This is a genomic window from Nocardioides candidus (genome assembly GCF_041321175.1).
Classification (GTDB): Bacteria; Actinomycetota; Actinomycetes; order Propionibacteriales; family Nocardioidaceae; genus Nocardioides.
This window is the reverse complement of sequence record NZ_JBGGWC010000001.1, coordinates 642,898-656,677: the sequence shown is the minus strand read 5'-3', so window position 1 is coordinate 656,677 and position 13,780 is coordinate 642,898. Positions and strand designations below refer to the sequence as shown.

The 13,780-nt window shown below is 72.3% G+C and carries 10 protein-coding genes and 1 tRNA gene; 3 read left to right on the top strand and 8 right to left on the bottom strand.

The genetic code is table 11. The features are described 5' to 3' along the window. Positions 1-127 precede the first annotated feature (127 nt). Complete coding sequence (gene eccCa, locus ACAX67_RS03180) at positions 128-3,742, top strand: type VII secretion protein EccCa (protein WP_370702363.1); 3,615 nt, start codon at positions 128-130, stop codon at positions 3,740-3,742. Positions 3,743-3,774: 32 nt separating this feature from the next. Continuing rightward, the gene (locus ACAX67_RS03175) at positions 3,775-5,316 is read left to right on the top strand and encodes an FAD-dependent oxidoreductase (protein WP_370702362.1); all 1,542 of its coding nucleotides are present in this window, start codon (positions 3,775-3,777) and stop codon (positions 5,314-5,316) included. Positions 5,317-5,322: 6 nt separating this feature from the next. Here the strand turns inward: ACAX67_RS03175 and ACAX67_RS03170 are convergent, their stop codons facing one another. Continuing rightward, the gene (locus ACAX67_RS03170) at positions 5,323-5,787 is read right to left on the bottom strand and encodes a MarR family winged helix-turn-helix transcriptional regulator (RefSeq protein ID WP_370702361.1); all 465 of its coding nucleotides are present in this window, start codon (positions 5,785-5,787) and stop codon (positions 5,323-5,325) included. Positions 5,788-5,872: 85 nt separating this feature from the next. On the opposite strand from ACAX67_RS03170, the gene ACAX67_RS03165 reads away from it, so the two are divergent. Beyond that, entirely contained in the window at positions 5,873-6,349 is a 477-nt protein-coding gene (locus ACAX67_RS03165; RefSeq protein ID WP_370702360.1) for an acyl-CoA thioesterase, read from the top strand. A 15-nt stretch (positions 6,350-6,364) separates the two neighbouring features. Here ACAX67_RS03165 and ACAX67_RS03160 read toward each other — a convergent pair whose 3' ends face one another. The 7 genes from ACAX67_RS03160 to topA all read right to left on the bottom strand — a co-directional run bounded on the left by ACAX67_RS03160 (position 6,365) and on the right by topA (position 13,767). Then, entirely contained in the window at positions 6,365-6,568 is a 204-nt protein-coding gene (locus ACAX67_RS03160) for a hypothetical protein (RefSeq protein ID WP_370702359.1), read from the bottom strand. Positions 6,569-6,748: 180 nt separating this feature from the next. Continuing rightward, positions 6,749-6,821 (bottom strand) — tRNA-Thr (locus ACAX67_RS03155). A gap of 61 nt (positions 6,822-6,882) precedes the next feature. Beyond that, positions 6,883-8,454: an alpha/beta hydrolase gene (locus ACAX67_RS03150; protein WP_370702358.1), complete on the bottom strand. Its 1,572-nt coding sequence runs from the start codon at positions 8,452-8,454 to the stop codon at positions 6,883-6,885. Positions 8,455-8,481: 27 nt separating this feature from the next. After that, complete coding sequence (locus ACAX67_RS03145; RefSeq protein WP_370702357.1) at positions 8,482-9,636, bottom strand: DNA polymerase III subunit delta'; 1,155 nt, start codon at positions 9,634-9,636, stop codon at positions 8,482-8,484. Further along, entirely contained in the window at positions 9,633-10,283 is a 651-nt protein-coding gene (gene tmk / locus ACAX67_RS03140) for a dTMP kinase (RefSeq protein WP_370702356.1), read from the bottom strand. Before tmk ends, ACAX67_RS03145 begins: the two co-directional genes overlap by 4 nt. 26 nt (positions 10,284-10,309) lie before the next feature. Next, on the bottom strand, positions 10,310-11,062 hold the full coding sequence (locus ACAX67_RS03135; RefSeq protein ID WP_370702355.1) for an MBL fold metallo-hydrolase: 753 nt from the start codon (positions 11,060-11,062) through the stop codon (positions 10,310-10,312). Positions 11,063-11,064: 2 nt separating this feature from the next. Then, positions 11,065-13,767, bottom strand: coding sequence for a type I DNA topoisomerase (gene topA, locus ACAX67_RS03130; RefSeq protein WP_370702354.1), 2,703 nt, complete (start codon positions 13,765-13,767; stop codon positions 11,065-11,067). Positions 13,768-13,780: the final 13 nt, after the last annotated feature.

The following is a 13,780-nucleotide window of genomic DNA, read 5'->3' as shown; positions in this document are numbered from 1 at the left end:
CCACGGTGGTGCCGACGGAACCGGGAGGTGCCCGGGCCGGCGTGGCGCCGAAACCGGCGTCGCGGGTTCTCCACAGGGGGAGCAGCGAGGGCTGCGATGCGTCGGCCGGCGGAGGTTGACTCCCGCCATGACGAGCACTCGGGAAGCGCCTTCCGGCACCATCGCGATCGACCCACCGCCGCGGCTGCCCACGGGCGAGGGCGCCACCGCCGTGGCGATGAGCGCGATCCCGATGCTGGGAAGCCTCGGGTCGGTCGCTCTCGTCGCCTCGCTCGGGGGCGGCAGCGCCACGATCCGGCTCCTGGCCGCCGGGCTCTTCCTCGCGACCACCGTGACGTACCTCGGGCTGCAGATCGACAGGCAGCGCGTCCAGCGCCGTCGCCAGGTCCACCGCGCTCGCCAGGCCTACCTCCGCCACCTCGCGGGGATCCGCACGCGGGCGCGCGACGCCGCGGCAGCCCATCGTGCGGCGCAGCTCTCGCTGCACCCGCCTCCGGTCGCGCTGCCCGGGCTGGTGGACGGAGGCGGCACACGCGCCCGCGACCACCCCGCCTTCCTGAAGGTGCGGTACGGCGTCGGGGCCGGCCCGTCAGCGGTCACCCTCCAGGCGCCGGACGACCTCGACGCCGATGACGCCGATCCGGCTGCGGTCGAGGCAGCACGACGGCTGGTCGCCCGGCACCGCGAGCAACAGGACCTGCCGGTCGTCGTGGACCTGCCCACCACCCGGCTCGTCACGATCACCGGAGCGGCGGCTCGCGAGGTGGCCCGGTCGGTGGTGTGTGCCGCCGCGGTCGCGCACTCCGCCGCCGACCTCGCGATCGCGGTCTGCTGCACGGACGAGGGCCGCTCCGCCTGGGAGTGGGCGAAGTGGTTGCCGCACACCCATTCCCCCGAGCGCGCCGATGACGTCGGCGGCGTTCGGTTGGTCGACGGCTCGTGGTTCACGATCTCCGCCCTGCTCCCGGCCGAGGGGCACGTCCTCCTCATCGTGGACGGACCCGAGGTGCCCGACGACCTCCCTCGACGGGTGACGGTGCTCGCCGTCGGCACCTCTCCACCGCCCGCGGCGGACGGCATCACCATCGACACGTCGGCGCGGGCCGGCGTGCGCCCCGATCGCTGCGATCCGGCGACGGCGGAGGCCGTGGCGCGGCGGCTCCTCGCCCTGGCACCCTCCGCCGCGGACCCTGGCAGCGCGCCCGAGGAGGGTGCCCCACCTGACCTGACCGCCATGCTGGGGCTGGGGTCGGTCGCCCGATGGGACCCGGCGCACACCTGGGCGCCCCGGGGGTCGACCGACCAGCTGCGGGTGCCGATCGGTGCCGGTCCCGACGGGCCGGTCCACCTCGACCTCAAGGAGTCGGCTCTCGGCGGGGCCGGCCCCCACGGGCTCGTCGTCGGTGCCACCGGCAGCGGGAAGTCGGAGCTCCTCCGCACGTTGGTGCTCGGCCTGACGGTCACCCACGCGCCCGACGAGCTCAACCTCGTGCTGGCCGACTTCAAGGGCGGGGCGACCTTCGCCGGCATGGCACCACTGCCCCACGTCTCGGCGATGATCACCAACCTCGCCGAGGAGCTCACGCTGGTCGACCGCATGGAGGACGCGCTCGCCGGTGAGATGGTGCGGCGCCAGGAGGTCCTGCGTGCGGCCGGCAACCTGGCCTCGGTCCGCGAGCACCGTCGCGCCCGGGAGCAGGGCGCCCGGCTCGATCCGCTCCCTTCGCTGCTGGTGGTGGTCGACGAGTTCTCCGAGCTACTGCTCGCCCGACCCGACCTCACCGAGCTCTTCGTGACGATCGGCCGGCTCGGACGCTCCCTCGGCATGCACCTGCTCCTGGCCTCGCAGCGGCTGGAGGAAGGGCGGCTCCGCGGCCTCGACGCGCACCTCTCCTACCGGATCGCCCTGCGCACCTTCTCGGCCCAGGAGTCCCGCACCGTGCTCGGTGTGCCCGATGCCTTCACGCTGCCCGCCGTGCCGGGGATGGGGTTGCTGAAGGCGGGACCGTCGGCCCTGGTGCGGTTCAGGTCGGCGTACGTCTCCGGTCCGCAGGACCGTCCGGCGTCGCGGGCCCGGCCGACGGTGCTGCCGTTCGCGACGCGGGAGGTGCACGAGTCGCGCGGCCGCGTGCTGCACATCCACGGTGCCGGTGCCGCCGGGGCGGACAGCGTGCTGGACGCAGCCGTCGAGCGGATGCAGGACCGCCCGCCGCGCGCGCACCGGATCTGGCTGCCTCCGCTGGACGTCGCAGAGCCGCTCGAGCGCCTGGTGCCGCTGGGCGGCCCGCTCCGGCTCCCCGTCGGCGTCGTCGACCGGCCGCGAGAACAACGTCGCGACCCGCTCGTGCTCGACCTGTCGGGGGCGAGCGGACACGTGGCGGTCGTAGGCGGACCACGGAGCGGGCGGAGCACGCTGCTCCGCACGCTGGTCACCGCCTCGGCCCTCACCTCGACGCCGCTGGAGACGCAGTGGTTCGTGCTCGACCTCGGCGGTGCCCTGGCGCTGCTGCGGGACCTCCCGCACATCGCCGGCTACGCCGGACGCGGCGAGGTGGCCGTGATCCGGCGCACCATCGCCGAGCTGACCGACCTCGCGGACCGGCGGGAGTCCGGCGGCGGCGAGGATCGCTACGGCACCGTGCACCTCTGCATCGACGGGTGGGAGGTCCTGCGCCACGACCACGACGACCTCGCGCTCGCGGTGCAGCAGCTGGCCCGTCGTGGCCTCGGCCTCGGAATCCACCTGGCCCTGGCCACCTCTCGGTGGTCCGACCTCCGTCCGGCGCTGCGCGACCAGCTGGGCACCCGGCTCGAGCTGCGCTTGGGCGACCCCGCCGACTCCGAGATCGACAGGAAGGCAGCAACCGCAGTGCCGATCGACCGACCCGGGCGTGGGTTGGTGGCCGGCCCCCTCCACTTCCTCGCCGCTCGCCCACCGGATCCCTCGGTGGTCCGGTGGGACGGCCCCGAGCCGCCGCGCCTGCGGCTGCTTCCCGCGCGCGTCGCGCTGACGGACGTACGGCGACAGGTCGGTCCCGAGTGCCGCGGCCTCGTGCTCGGGATCGACGAGGCCGCGCTCGCCCCCGTCGTCCTCGACCCCGACGCCGGACGCCACCTGCTGGTCCTCGGTGACAGCCGGGCCGGGAAGAGCGCACTGCTGCGCACCTACGTCCACGAGGTGGTCCGCACCCGCAGCCCGGCGGCGGCCCAGCTCGTCGTCGTCGACTTCCGGCGGTCGCTGCTGGGCGAGGTGCCGGAGCCCCACCTCCTCCACCACCTGGCCTCTGCCGACCAGGCACGGCCGGCGATCGAGGACCTCGCCCGCTACCTCCGCGGCCGGATGCCGGGCCCGGGCGTCAGCGCCGAGGCGCTGCGACGGCGGTCGTGGTGGCAGGGCGCTGAGGTCTTCGTCGTGGTCGACGACTACGACCTGGTCGCGACGCAGAGCGGCTCTCCCCTGCTCCCGCTGCAACCGCTGCTGGCGCAGGCGCAGGACGTCGGGCTGCACCTCGTGGTGGCGCGGCGCACCGGCGGTGCCGGGCGTGCGCTCTTCGAGCCGGTGCTCCAGTCGTTGCGGGAGCTCGGCGGTCCCGGTGTGCTGCTGAGCGGGAGCCGCGAGGAAGGACCCCTCCTGGGCGGCGTCCGGCCCGAGCCGGCCGCACCCGGGCGAGCGCGGCTGGTCACCCGCGACCGCACCCAGGTGCTCCAGGTGGCCTGGTCCGCGCCCGCGCACGAGCCCTGACCGAAAGAACTAGAACACGTTACATTTCAGCCGTGAGCTCCACGGTGCCCGGTCCCCTGAAGTCCTCCTACGACGTCGTCGTCGTGGGGTCCGGTGGCGGTGCCCTGACCGCTGCCGCCCTCGCCGCCGGCGCCGGCCTGTCGGTGGCCGTCCTCGAGCGCACGCCGATGATCGGAGGGACGTCGGCGTACTCCGGGGGTGCGTGCTGGCTGCCGGGCAGCGACGTCCAGCGGCGCGCGGGGCTGAGCGACTCGACCGAGGGTGCGCGCGCGTACCTCGACGCGGTGCTCGACGATCCCGACCAGGAGCGGGTCGAGGCCTTCCTCGCGCACGCACCCGAGCTGGTCGCGGCGCTCGAGGCCGACGACCTGATGGACTTCGAGTGGATCCCGTTCTCGGAGTACTACGACGCCCCCGGACGGGTGCCGATGGGACGCTCCATCCAGCCCGTCTCCATCCGGCGCGACCAGCTCGACCCGGCGATCACGGAGCTGCTCCGGCCGCCGGTGGAGCGCGACCGGGCCGGGATCCCGGGCCGGTCCACGCTGTCGGGCGGCCAGGCCCTCATCGGGCGGCTCGCCGCGATGCTCGTCCGCGACGGCGGCACGATCGCGACCGGGCACCACGTCGTCGACGTCCGCCGCGACGGGTCGGGACGGGTCGTCGCGGTGGTCGTCGAGACCGCCGACGGGTCGGCCGAGGTCGGCGCGACGCGCGGGGTCGTGGTCGCCGCCGGCGGCTACGAGGGAAGCCCCGAGCTGCGCGCGCTCCATGGCACGCCGGGCGATGCGGCCTGGACGATGGCACCCCGTGGCACCAACACCGGCGACGTGGTCGAGGCGTGCGCGGAGGCTGGCGCGCTGACCGACTACTCGGGTGAGGGCTGGTTCTGCCCGGGACTGGCCCATCCCGACGGCAGCGGCACCTTCACGCTCGGCTTCCGCAGCGGGCTGATGGTCGACCAGAGCGGGCGTCGCTACGCCAACGAGTGCCTGCCCTACGACCGCTTCGGCCGGGTGATGGCCGAGGCGCCGCAGCGGATCCCGTCGTGGTTCGTCTTCGACTCGCGCGAGGGCGGGCGCCTGCCGGCGATCGCGATGCCCGAGGGCGACCCCGCCGACCACCTCGCGGCCGGCACCTGGCTCACCGCCGACACCGTGGCCGACCTGGCCGTCTCCATCGACGTCGACCCGGCGGTGCTGACCGCGACGGTCGAGCGGTTCAACGGGTTCGCCGCGAGTGGCGTCGACGAGGACTTCGGACGCGGCGAGGACGAGTACGACACGTTCTTCGCGGGCGGCACCGGGCCCAACAAGGCGCTGACGCCGGTCGACCGGGCGCCGTTCTTCGCAGCGCGCTTCGTGCTGTCCGACCTCGGCACGAAGGGCGGGCTCGTCACCGACGCGGCGGGCCGGGTGCTCGACGCGGCGACCCGCTCCCCGATCCCCGGCCTCTACGCGACGAGCAACTCCGTGGCGTCGGTCTTCGGGTCCGCCTATCCCGGACCGGGCGCTCCCCTGGGCGCGGCGATGGTCTTCGCGTCGCTGGCCGTGCGCGACCTGCTCGCCGACTGACCCGAGCTAGCGATCGGTCGCGTCGAGCCGGTCGAGGACCACTCGGCAGATCGTTGTCAGCTCTCGCACCTGCTCGCCGTTGAGCCCGTCGAAGAAGACCTCCCGGACCAGCTCGGCGTGGTCGGGGGCCGCGCCCTGGATGGCGGCGACCCCCTCCTCGGTGATCTCGACGAAGGCACCGCGGCGATCATCGGCGCAGTCTCGCCGGGCGACCAGCCCGCGCGCGATCATCCGCGCCAGGTGCTTGGAGAGGCGGCTCTTCTCCCACTGCAGGGCGACCCCGAGGTCGCGCATCCGCACGCTGCCACCCGTCACGTCGGTCAGCGCCACCAGCACGTCGTAGTCCTGGATCGACAACCCGCTCGATGCCTGGAGCTCGCGACTCATCCGCGCGAACATCTGCGTGTTGACGTCGAGCCACGCCCGCCACGCCTGCTGCTGCTCCTCGTCGAGCCATCGGGTCTGTCCCACCCTGCCAGTCTACCTCGATGGTTGACGCGTCCACCTTCGTCGCACCTGCAGCCGGCGTGCGCTGAGGTGCTGGAAGGATCACGGCATGGCCGAGGTGTTCGAGTGCGAGATCCAGGCGCGACTGCGCGACGTGAACCTCGGCGGCCACGTCGACAACGTGGAGGCGATCCGCGTCCTGGACGAGGCACGGCTGCTGTTCCTGCGCTTCGCGCCGGTGCCCGGCCTGGGCGGCGAGCAGCCCGGGCTGCTGCGCGCGGTCCCCGCCGGCGTCAGCGAGCTGGTCGGCGCCCAGCGGGTCGACTACCACGCGGAGATGCGCTTCGTGCCCTTCCAGCCGTTCCTGGTGCGGCTGTGGGTCAGCCACGTCGGGCGCTCCTCGTTCAGCGTGGCCTCCGAGCTGCGGGTCGAGGTCGGCCACGACCCGGCGCTGGTCGCCGAGACCACGATGGTGCTCTGGGACGGCGCCGCCGGTCGCGCGTGGGCGATCGACGGCGACGTACGGCAGGACCTCACGTCGTACGCCGGCGCTCCCGCCGCCCTCCGGGCGCGACCGAGCAGCTGAGGGGCTGACCGTCGCTCAGGCAGCGTGGTGGAAGCGGTCGTACCAGTGGTGGTGCTCCTCTTCCCGCGCATGGCGCGGGTGCGCCTCGACCTCGGCCTCCGCACCCTTCGCAGGATGGCGTCGCAGCACGCCGGCCATGGTCAGCGTGCCGAGACCGAGGATCATCGCGATCAGGAACGCCATGCCGATGAACCACACGATGTACTGGTTGTCGCTCACGTCGGACTCCTTTCGTCGTCTCCGCACTTCGAAGGTACGCCGATCGTCACCGTCGCGGGAGTCCCCTGACGCTCCCGATGTCCGAAGACCCTCGAGGTCAGGTCCTTCTCCCCTCGGACACGTGACCGAAGGTCCCGGGACGACGGAACCCGGCCCCCAAGGGGACCGGGTTCCGGGCGGAGCCGCCTGTCGGAATCGAACCGACGACCTGCTCATTACGAGTGAGCCGCTCTACCGACTGAGCTAAGGCGGCATGATGCCTGCGGAAGCATACCGGCGGGCTCCGGCGACGACGAAACCGGCGACGGACCCGTTCAGCACTGGGTGCCGTCGGTCGGCACCGTCCCGTCGATGAAGTAGGCGTGGACGGCGTCGTCGATGCACGCGTTGCCCTTGTTGTAGGCCGTGTGGCCGTCGCCGTCGCGGCTGAGCAGGACCCCCGACTCGAGCTGGTCGGCCATGGCCTGGGCCTCCTCGTAGGGCGTCGCGGGGTCGCGCGTCGTGCCGATGACGACGATGGGGGCGGCGCCGGCGCCGTCGATCGTGAGGTCGGGCTCGGTCGACCGGAACGGGTCGCCGTTGCACGCGACCAGGCCCCACGCGAAGACGTCGCCGAAGGTGGGCGAGGCCTTCTCGAAGCGCGGGTAGTACTTCGGGACCTGCTTCGGCGCGATCGACCACGGGTCGTCGAGGCAGTTGATCACGCTGATCGCCTCGAGGCTGTTGTCGGCGTAGGTGCCGTCGTCGTTGCGCGAGCCGTAGAAGTCCGAGAGGAACAGCAGGGTGCTGCCGTCGCCGTCGAGGGCCTCCTGGAGGCCCTGGTCGAGGTAGGTCCAGTTGTCCTTGGCGTAGAGCGGGGTGACCAGGCCGTAGAAGGCGTTGCCGACGGTGAGCTCACGGTCGGAGTCGGTCGGCAGCGGCTTGGCGTCGATGGAGGCCAGCAGGTCCTTGATCGTCTTCAGCCCGGCATCGACAGAGTCGCCGAGAAAGCAGTCGCCCTGGTCGACGCAGTCCTTCAGGTAGGAGCGGAGCGCGGTCTCGAACCCCTTGGCCTGGCTCACCGCACCGTCGAGGGTCGACAGGCTGGGGTCGACGGCACCGTCGAGGACGAAGCGGCCGACGTTCTGCGGGAAGAGCGTCGCGTAGGTGGCGCCCAGGCGGGTGCCGTAGGAGAAACCGAAGTAGGGCAGCTGGTCCTCGCCGAGGGCGGCGCGGAGCACGTCCATGTCGCGCGCGGCCTCGATCGTGCTGACGTGGGCACCCAGGTCGCCGGACTTGGCCTTGCACTCCTCCCAGAAGCTGGCCTGCTCGTCGGAGAAGTCGCGCACCTCGGCCGGGGTGTCGGGGTCGGGGTCGCCGGCGACGTAGTCGTCGAGCTCGGCGTCGGACAGGCAGTCGACCGGGCTGGAGTCACCGGTGCCGCGAGGATCGAAGCCGACGATGTCGTAGCTCTCCCGCAGCTCGGGGGCGAAGTAGAAGTCGGCGTCGGTGGCCGTGTCGGTGCCCGGGGCGCCCGGACCACCGGGGTTGACCACCATCGATCCGATCCGCTGACCGGTCGCGGGCGACATCTCGACCGCGATGCCGATCGTCTTGCCCGACGGGTCGGAGTAGTCGAGCGGCACCTGCAGCGTGCCGCACTGGTCGGACCCGCACGACTGCCAGTCGATCTGCTGGGAGTAGAAGGACTCCAGCCCGTCCGGCACGTCGCCGTCAGCCGTCGGAGCCGACGTGCTCGGCGGGACGGCGGAGTCGGACGGGGTCGACGAGCTGTCGGCGCTGCTGCCACCGTCGTCGTCACCGGTCACGAGCACGATCGCGACCGCGATCCCCGACGCGATCACGAGCGCCCAGATGACGACGATCGCGACGATCCACTTCTTCACTACGGTCTCCTCAGCTCCGGCGCGCGGTCAGTGCCGCTCGGGCACTCTCAGCGCCACCATCATCGACTCCAGCGCAAGCGGCACCGGCACGTTGAACTCCAGCATCTGCTCGCGCGCCGCGAAGATCCACCCGATCCGCTGCAGGTTGAGCTCGGGGGTGGACAGCGCTGCGATCCGCTCGACGTCGTGGCGGATGTCCTCGTTGACCAGGTCTCCCGGAGCACCGCTGGCCAGCGCGATCGCGTCGCGGTAGACCGAGACGAGGTCGATCAGCCCGCGGTCGACGACGTCGAGCTGGCGGCGCTTCGCCCGGGTCTTCTGCGCGGTCTCGAGGTCGCGCAGCGCGGGTGCGTACTCGCGGGGCCGGCGGCCGCGCTCGACGACGCCGTACGCCGCGTCGAGGTCGACCTTCTCCCTCGCGTCGAGCTCCGCGGTGATCGCGTCGGCCTCCTCCTTGGCCACCTCCCCCAGCCGGGTGGCCGATGCCAGGCACTGGCCGAGCGTGGTGAGGCGGGCCGGGATGGCGACGACGTCCTGGCGACGCGAGCGCACCGCGTCGTCGAAGGCCAGGGCCTTCGCGCGCCCGATGTGGCCCTGGCTCGCCCGCGCGGCGTAGCGTGCCCGTTGCTCCTCGCAGCCGAGTGTCTGCAGGAAGGTCGCGACCTCCTCCGCGGTGGGCGTGCTCAGCGCCACCAGCCGGCAGCGGGACCGGATGGTGGGCAGCACGTCCTCGACCGTCGGGGTGCAGAGCATCCACACGGTGCGCGGGTTGGGCTCCTCGATCGCCTTCAGCAGCGCGTTGCACGCCTGCTCGGTGAGCCGGTCGGCGTCCTCGACGACGAGGATCTGCCAGCGCTTGCCCATCGGCGTGAGCGAGGCGCGGCGCACCAGGTCGCGGACCTCCTTCACACCGATGGTCAGCTTCTCCGTGCGGATCACGGCGACGTCGGCGTGACTGCCCGCGAGCACCGTGTGGCAGTCGTGGCAGCCGTCGGGGCAGTCGGGGCCGAGCCCGCCCTGCTCGCACTGCAACGCCGCCGCGAACGCGACCGCCGTGTTGGACCGGCCCGATCCGGGCGGGCCGGTGAAGAGCCAGGCGTGGTTCATCCCCTGCCCGCCCGCGGCGATCTGCAGCTGCTCGATGCAGGCCCGCTGCCCGACCAGGCTGTCCCAGATGGTCATGCGCGCACCGCCTGGGAGAGCAGCGGGGCGAGTCGCCCGCGGATCGCGGCCGCGATGTCGTCGACGCCGTCGCGCGCGTCGAGGACGAGGTAGTGGTGGGGGTTGCCGGCGGCGAGGTCGAGGAAGGCCTGCCGGACCCGCTGGTGGAAGTCGAGCGACTCCCCCTCGATCCGGTCTCGCTCGTCGAACCTGCCCAGGCCGTGCTCCGGCGCGAGGTCGAGCACGACCGTCAGGTGCGGGCGCAGGTCGCCGGTGGCCCAGCGCGCCACGCCCTCGAGCTCGTCGGGGTCGAGCGAGCGGCCGGCCCCCTGGTAGGCCAGCGTCGAGTCGACGTAGCGGTCGGTGATGACGATGCCGCCGCGCTCGAGGGCCGGCAGCACCACGGTCGCGACGTGCTCGGCCTTGTCGGCGGCGTAGAGCAGCGCCTCCGTGCGGTCGTCGAGCTCGCCGGTCTCCGGGCTCAGCACGATCCGTCGCATCTCCTGCCCGACGACCGTGTCGCCCGGCTCGAAGGTCAGGCGGACGTCGTAGCCCTCGGCCGTCAGGGCCTCGCTCAGCAGCCGCGACTGCGTCGACTTCCCCGAGCCCTCGCCGCCCTCGAAGCAGACGAAGACCCCGGTGTCGGTGTAGCGACCGGTCCAAGCCATGAGGAGAACCTACGGTGCCGGTCCGACTAGTCGCCCGCCGGTCCGGCGACGGCCTCGGCGACGATCGAGGCCAGCGACCCCCGGTGGTGAGGGCCGTGCCCGGGCACGACCGTGTCGGCCGGCAGGTGCGCCACCGCCTCGAGGCTCGCCACCATCTCCGCGCGGTCCTCGTTGAACACGTCGGGGAGCAGCTGGGGCCGGGTGCCGAGGCGCGAGAGCGGGTGGGCGGTGACCAGCGCGTCGCCGGTGAGCAGCACCCCGCTCGACGGCAGCAGCCAGGCGGTGTGGCCCCGCGTGTGACCGGGGGTGGCGACGGGCACCGGACCACCCGGCAGGTCGAGGGGTACGCCGGCAGGGACTCCCGTCACGTCGGCGATCGACATCGACGCCTTCGGCAGCACCGCAGCGAGCGTCTGGCGCACCCAGCGCCGCCCGGCACGGGTGCCGCACTGCGCGAGCATCTCCAGCGGGGTGATCTGCTCGACGTACTCCCGCCTGGCGTGCCGGGCCTCCTCCTCGCCCGTGAGGACGGGCACGTCGTGGCGCGCACGGAGCGCGGGGATGCCGCCCATGTGGTCGAGGTGCGCGTGGGTGAGCAGGACCGCCTGCACGTCCCCCGGACGGCGGCCGATCGCGTCGAGGGAGGCGAGCAGCGCCTTGGCGTCGTTGGGGTAGCCCGCGTCGACGAGCGTGACGGCCTCGCCGTCCGTCACCAGGATCCAGTTGACGTTGGTGCCCGTCACCACCTGGACACGGTCGTCGACCCGGGTGAGCTGCACCGTCAGCTCTTCTTGGCGGTCTTCTTGGCCGTGGTCTTCTTGGCGGTCTTCTTCGCCGCCTTCTTGGCGGGTGCCTTCTTCGCGCCCTTCTTGGCGGTCTTCTTCGCCGGGCCCCTCGCGCGCCGCTCGGCGAGCAGCTCGGCCGCCCGCTCGATCGTGATCGCCTCGACGGAGTCGTCCTTGCGCAGGGTCGCGTTGTACTCGCCATCGGTGACGTACTCGCCGAACCGGCCGGCCTTCACCACCACCGGCTGCCCGGAGACCGGGTCGGGTCCGAGCTCCTTCAGGGGCGGTGCGGCGGCGGCCCGGCCGCGCTGCTTGGGCTGGGCGTAGATGGCGAGCGCCTCGTCGAGGCCGATCGTGAAGATCTGGTCCTCGGTCTGCAGCGAGCGGGAGTCGGCGCCCTTCTTCAGGTAGGGACCGTAGCGCCCGTTCTGCGCGGTGATCTCCTCCTTGGACTCCGGGTCCTCGCCCACGACGCGAGGCAGCGACAGCAGCTTCACCGCGTCGGCGAGCGTGACGGTGTCGAGCGACATCGACTTGAAGAGCGAGCCGGTGCGCGCCTTGGCCGACTTCGGCGCGTCCTCCGGCAGGTCCTCGGTGACGTAGGGCCCGAAGCGGCCGTTCTTCGCCACCACGCGCAGCCCCGTCTCCGGGTGGTTGCCGAGCTCGATCTCCTCGCCGGCCGGGTTGGCGAGCAGCTCCTTGGCCTTCGCGAGCGTGAGCTCGTCGGGCGGCAGGTCGTCGGGCACGTTGGCGCGCTTGGCGGCCGGCGCGCCGTCGTCACCGGGACCCTCGAGGTAGGGGCCGTACTTGCCGACCCGCAGCGCGATGCCCTCCGCGAGGGCCTCGGGGGTGTCGCCCACCGGGAAGGTCGCGAGCTCCTTGGCGTCGATGTCGCCGAGCCCGTCGACCAGCGCCTTCACGCCGGCGAGCTTGTCGGAGCCGTAGTAGAACTCCGTCAGCTCCGCCACTCGACTCTTGTCGCCGCGGGCGATGTCGTCGAGGACGTCCTCCATGCTCGCGGTGAACTGGTAGTCGATCAGCCGGCTGAAGTGCTCGGTCAGCAGCCGCACCACCGAGAACGCGATCCACGCGGGCACCAGCGCGGTGCCCTTCTTGTAGACGTAGCCGCGGTTGAGGATCGTGCCGATGATCGAGGCGTACGTCGACGGACGGCCGATCTGCCGGTCCTCGAGCTCCTTGATCAGCGTGGCCTCGGTGTAGCGCGCCGGCGGCTTGGTCTCGTGCCCGTTGGCGCTCAGCGAGGCCGCCGAGACGGCGTCGCCCTCCTGCAGGTTGGGCAGGCGGGTCTCCTGGTCGTCCTTCGCGGCGTTGTCGTCGGTGCCCTCGACGTAGGCCTTGAGGAACCCGTGGAAGGTGATCACCCGTCCGGAGGCGGAGAAGACGACGTCCTCGCCGGTGGCGGCCGCGCCGCCGAGGCGGATCGTGACCGACTGGCCGACCGCGTCCTTCATCTGCGAGGCGACGGTGCGCATCCAGATCAGCTCGTAGAGACGGAACTGGTCGCCGGTCAGCCCGGTCTGCGCCGGTGTGCGGAACGAGTCGCCCGCGGGGCGGATCGCCTCGTGCGCCTCCTGGGCGTTCTTGACCTTGCTCGTGTAGGTCCGCGGCGCGTCCGGCAGGTACTCGCCGCCGTACAGCTCGGCGACCTGGGACCGGGCCGCACCGATGGCGCTGCCCGACAGCGTGGTGCTGTCGGTGCGCATGTAGGTGATGTAGCCGTTCTCGTAGAGGCGCTGGGCCACGCTCATCGTGACCGAGGCGCTCATGCCGAGCTTGCGGCTGGCCTCCTGCTGCAGCGTGGTCGTGCGGAACGGCGCGTAGGGCGAGCGGCGGTAGGGCTTGGCCTCGACCGACCGGACGTCGTACGACGAGTCGGCCAGCGCCGACACGAGCGCCTCCGCGCGCCGCTGGTCGAGGTGGACGACGTCGGCCTTCGCCTTCAGCTGGCCGTCCGGGCCGAAGTTCGAGCCGCTGGCGACGCGGGTGCCGTCGATCGAGTGCAGCTTGGCCGGGAACATCCGCTGGTCGTGCTTGCTGCCGGCGTCGAAGGTGCCCTCGAGGTCCCAGTAGGACGCGATGCGGAAGGCCATCCGCTCCTTCTCGCGGTCCACCACGAGACGGGTCGCGACGGACTGCACCCGGCCGGCGGACAGACCGGACATCACCTTGCGCCACAGGACCGGCGAGACCTCGTAGCCGTAGAGCCGGTCGAGGAGACGGCGGGTCTCCTGCGCCTCGACGAGGTCCATGTCGAGCTCGCGCGGGTTGGCGGCGGCCTCCTGGATGGCGGCCTTGGTGATCTCGTGGAAGACCATCCGCTTCACGGGGATGTTCTTCGGCTTGAGCTCGTCGAGGAGGTGCCAGGCGATCGCCTCCCCCTCGCGGTCCTCGTCGGTGGCGAGGTAGAGCTCGTCGGCGTCCTTGAGCAGGCTCTTCAGCTTGGAGATGTGGGACTTCTTGTCGCGCGGCACGACGTAGTAGGGCTCGAAGCCGTTCTCCACGTCGATCGCGAGCCTGCCCCAGGGCTTGTCCTTGATCTTCGCCGGGGTGTCCGCGGCGTTGTTGGGGAGGTCGCGGATGTGGCCGATCGACGACTCGACGACGTAGCCGTCGCCGAGGTACCCGCCGATGGTGCGGGCCTTGGCCGGTGACTCGACGATCACCAACTTGTGTGCCACTGAAGACCTACTT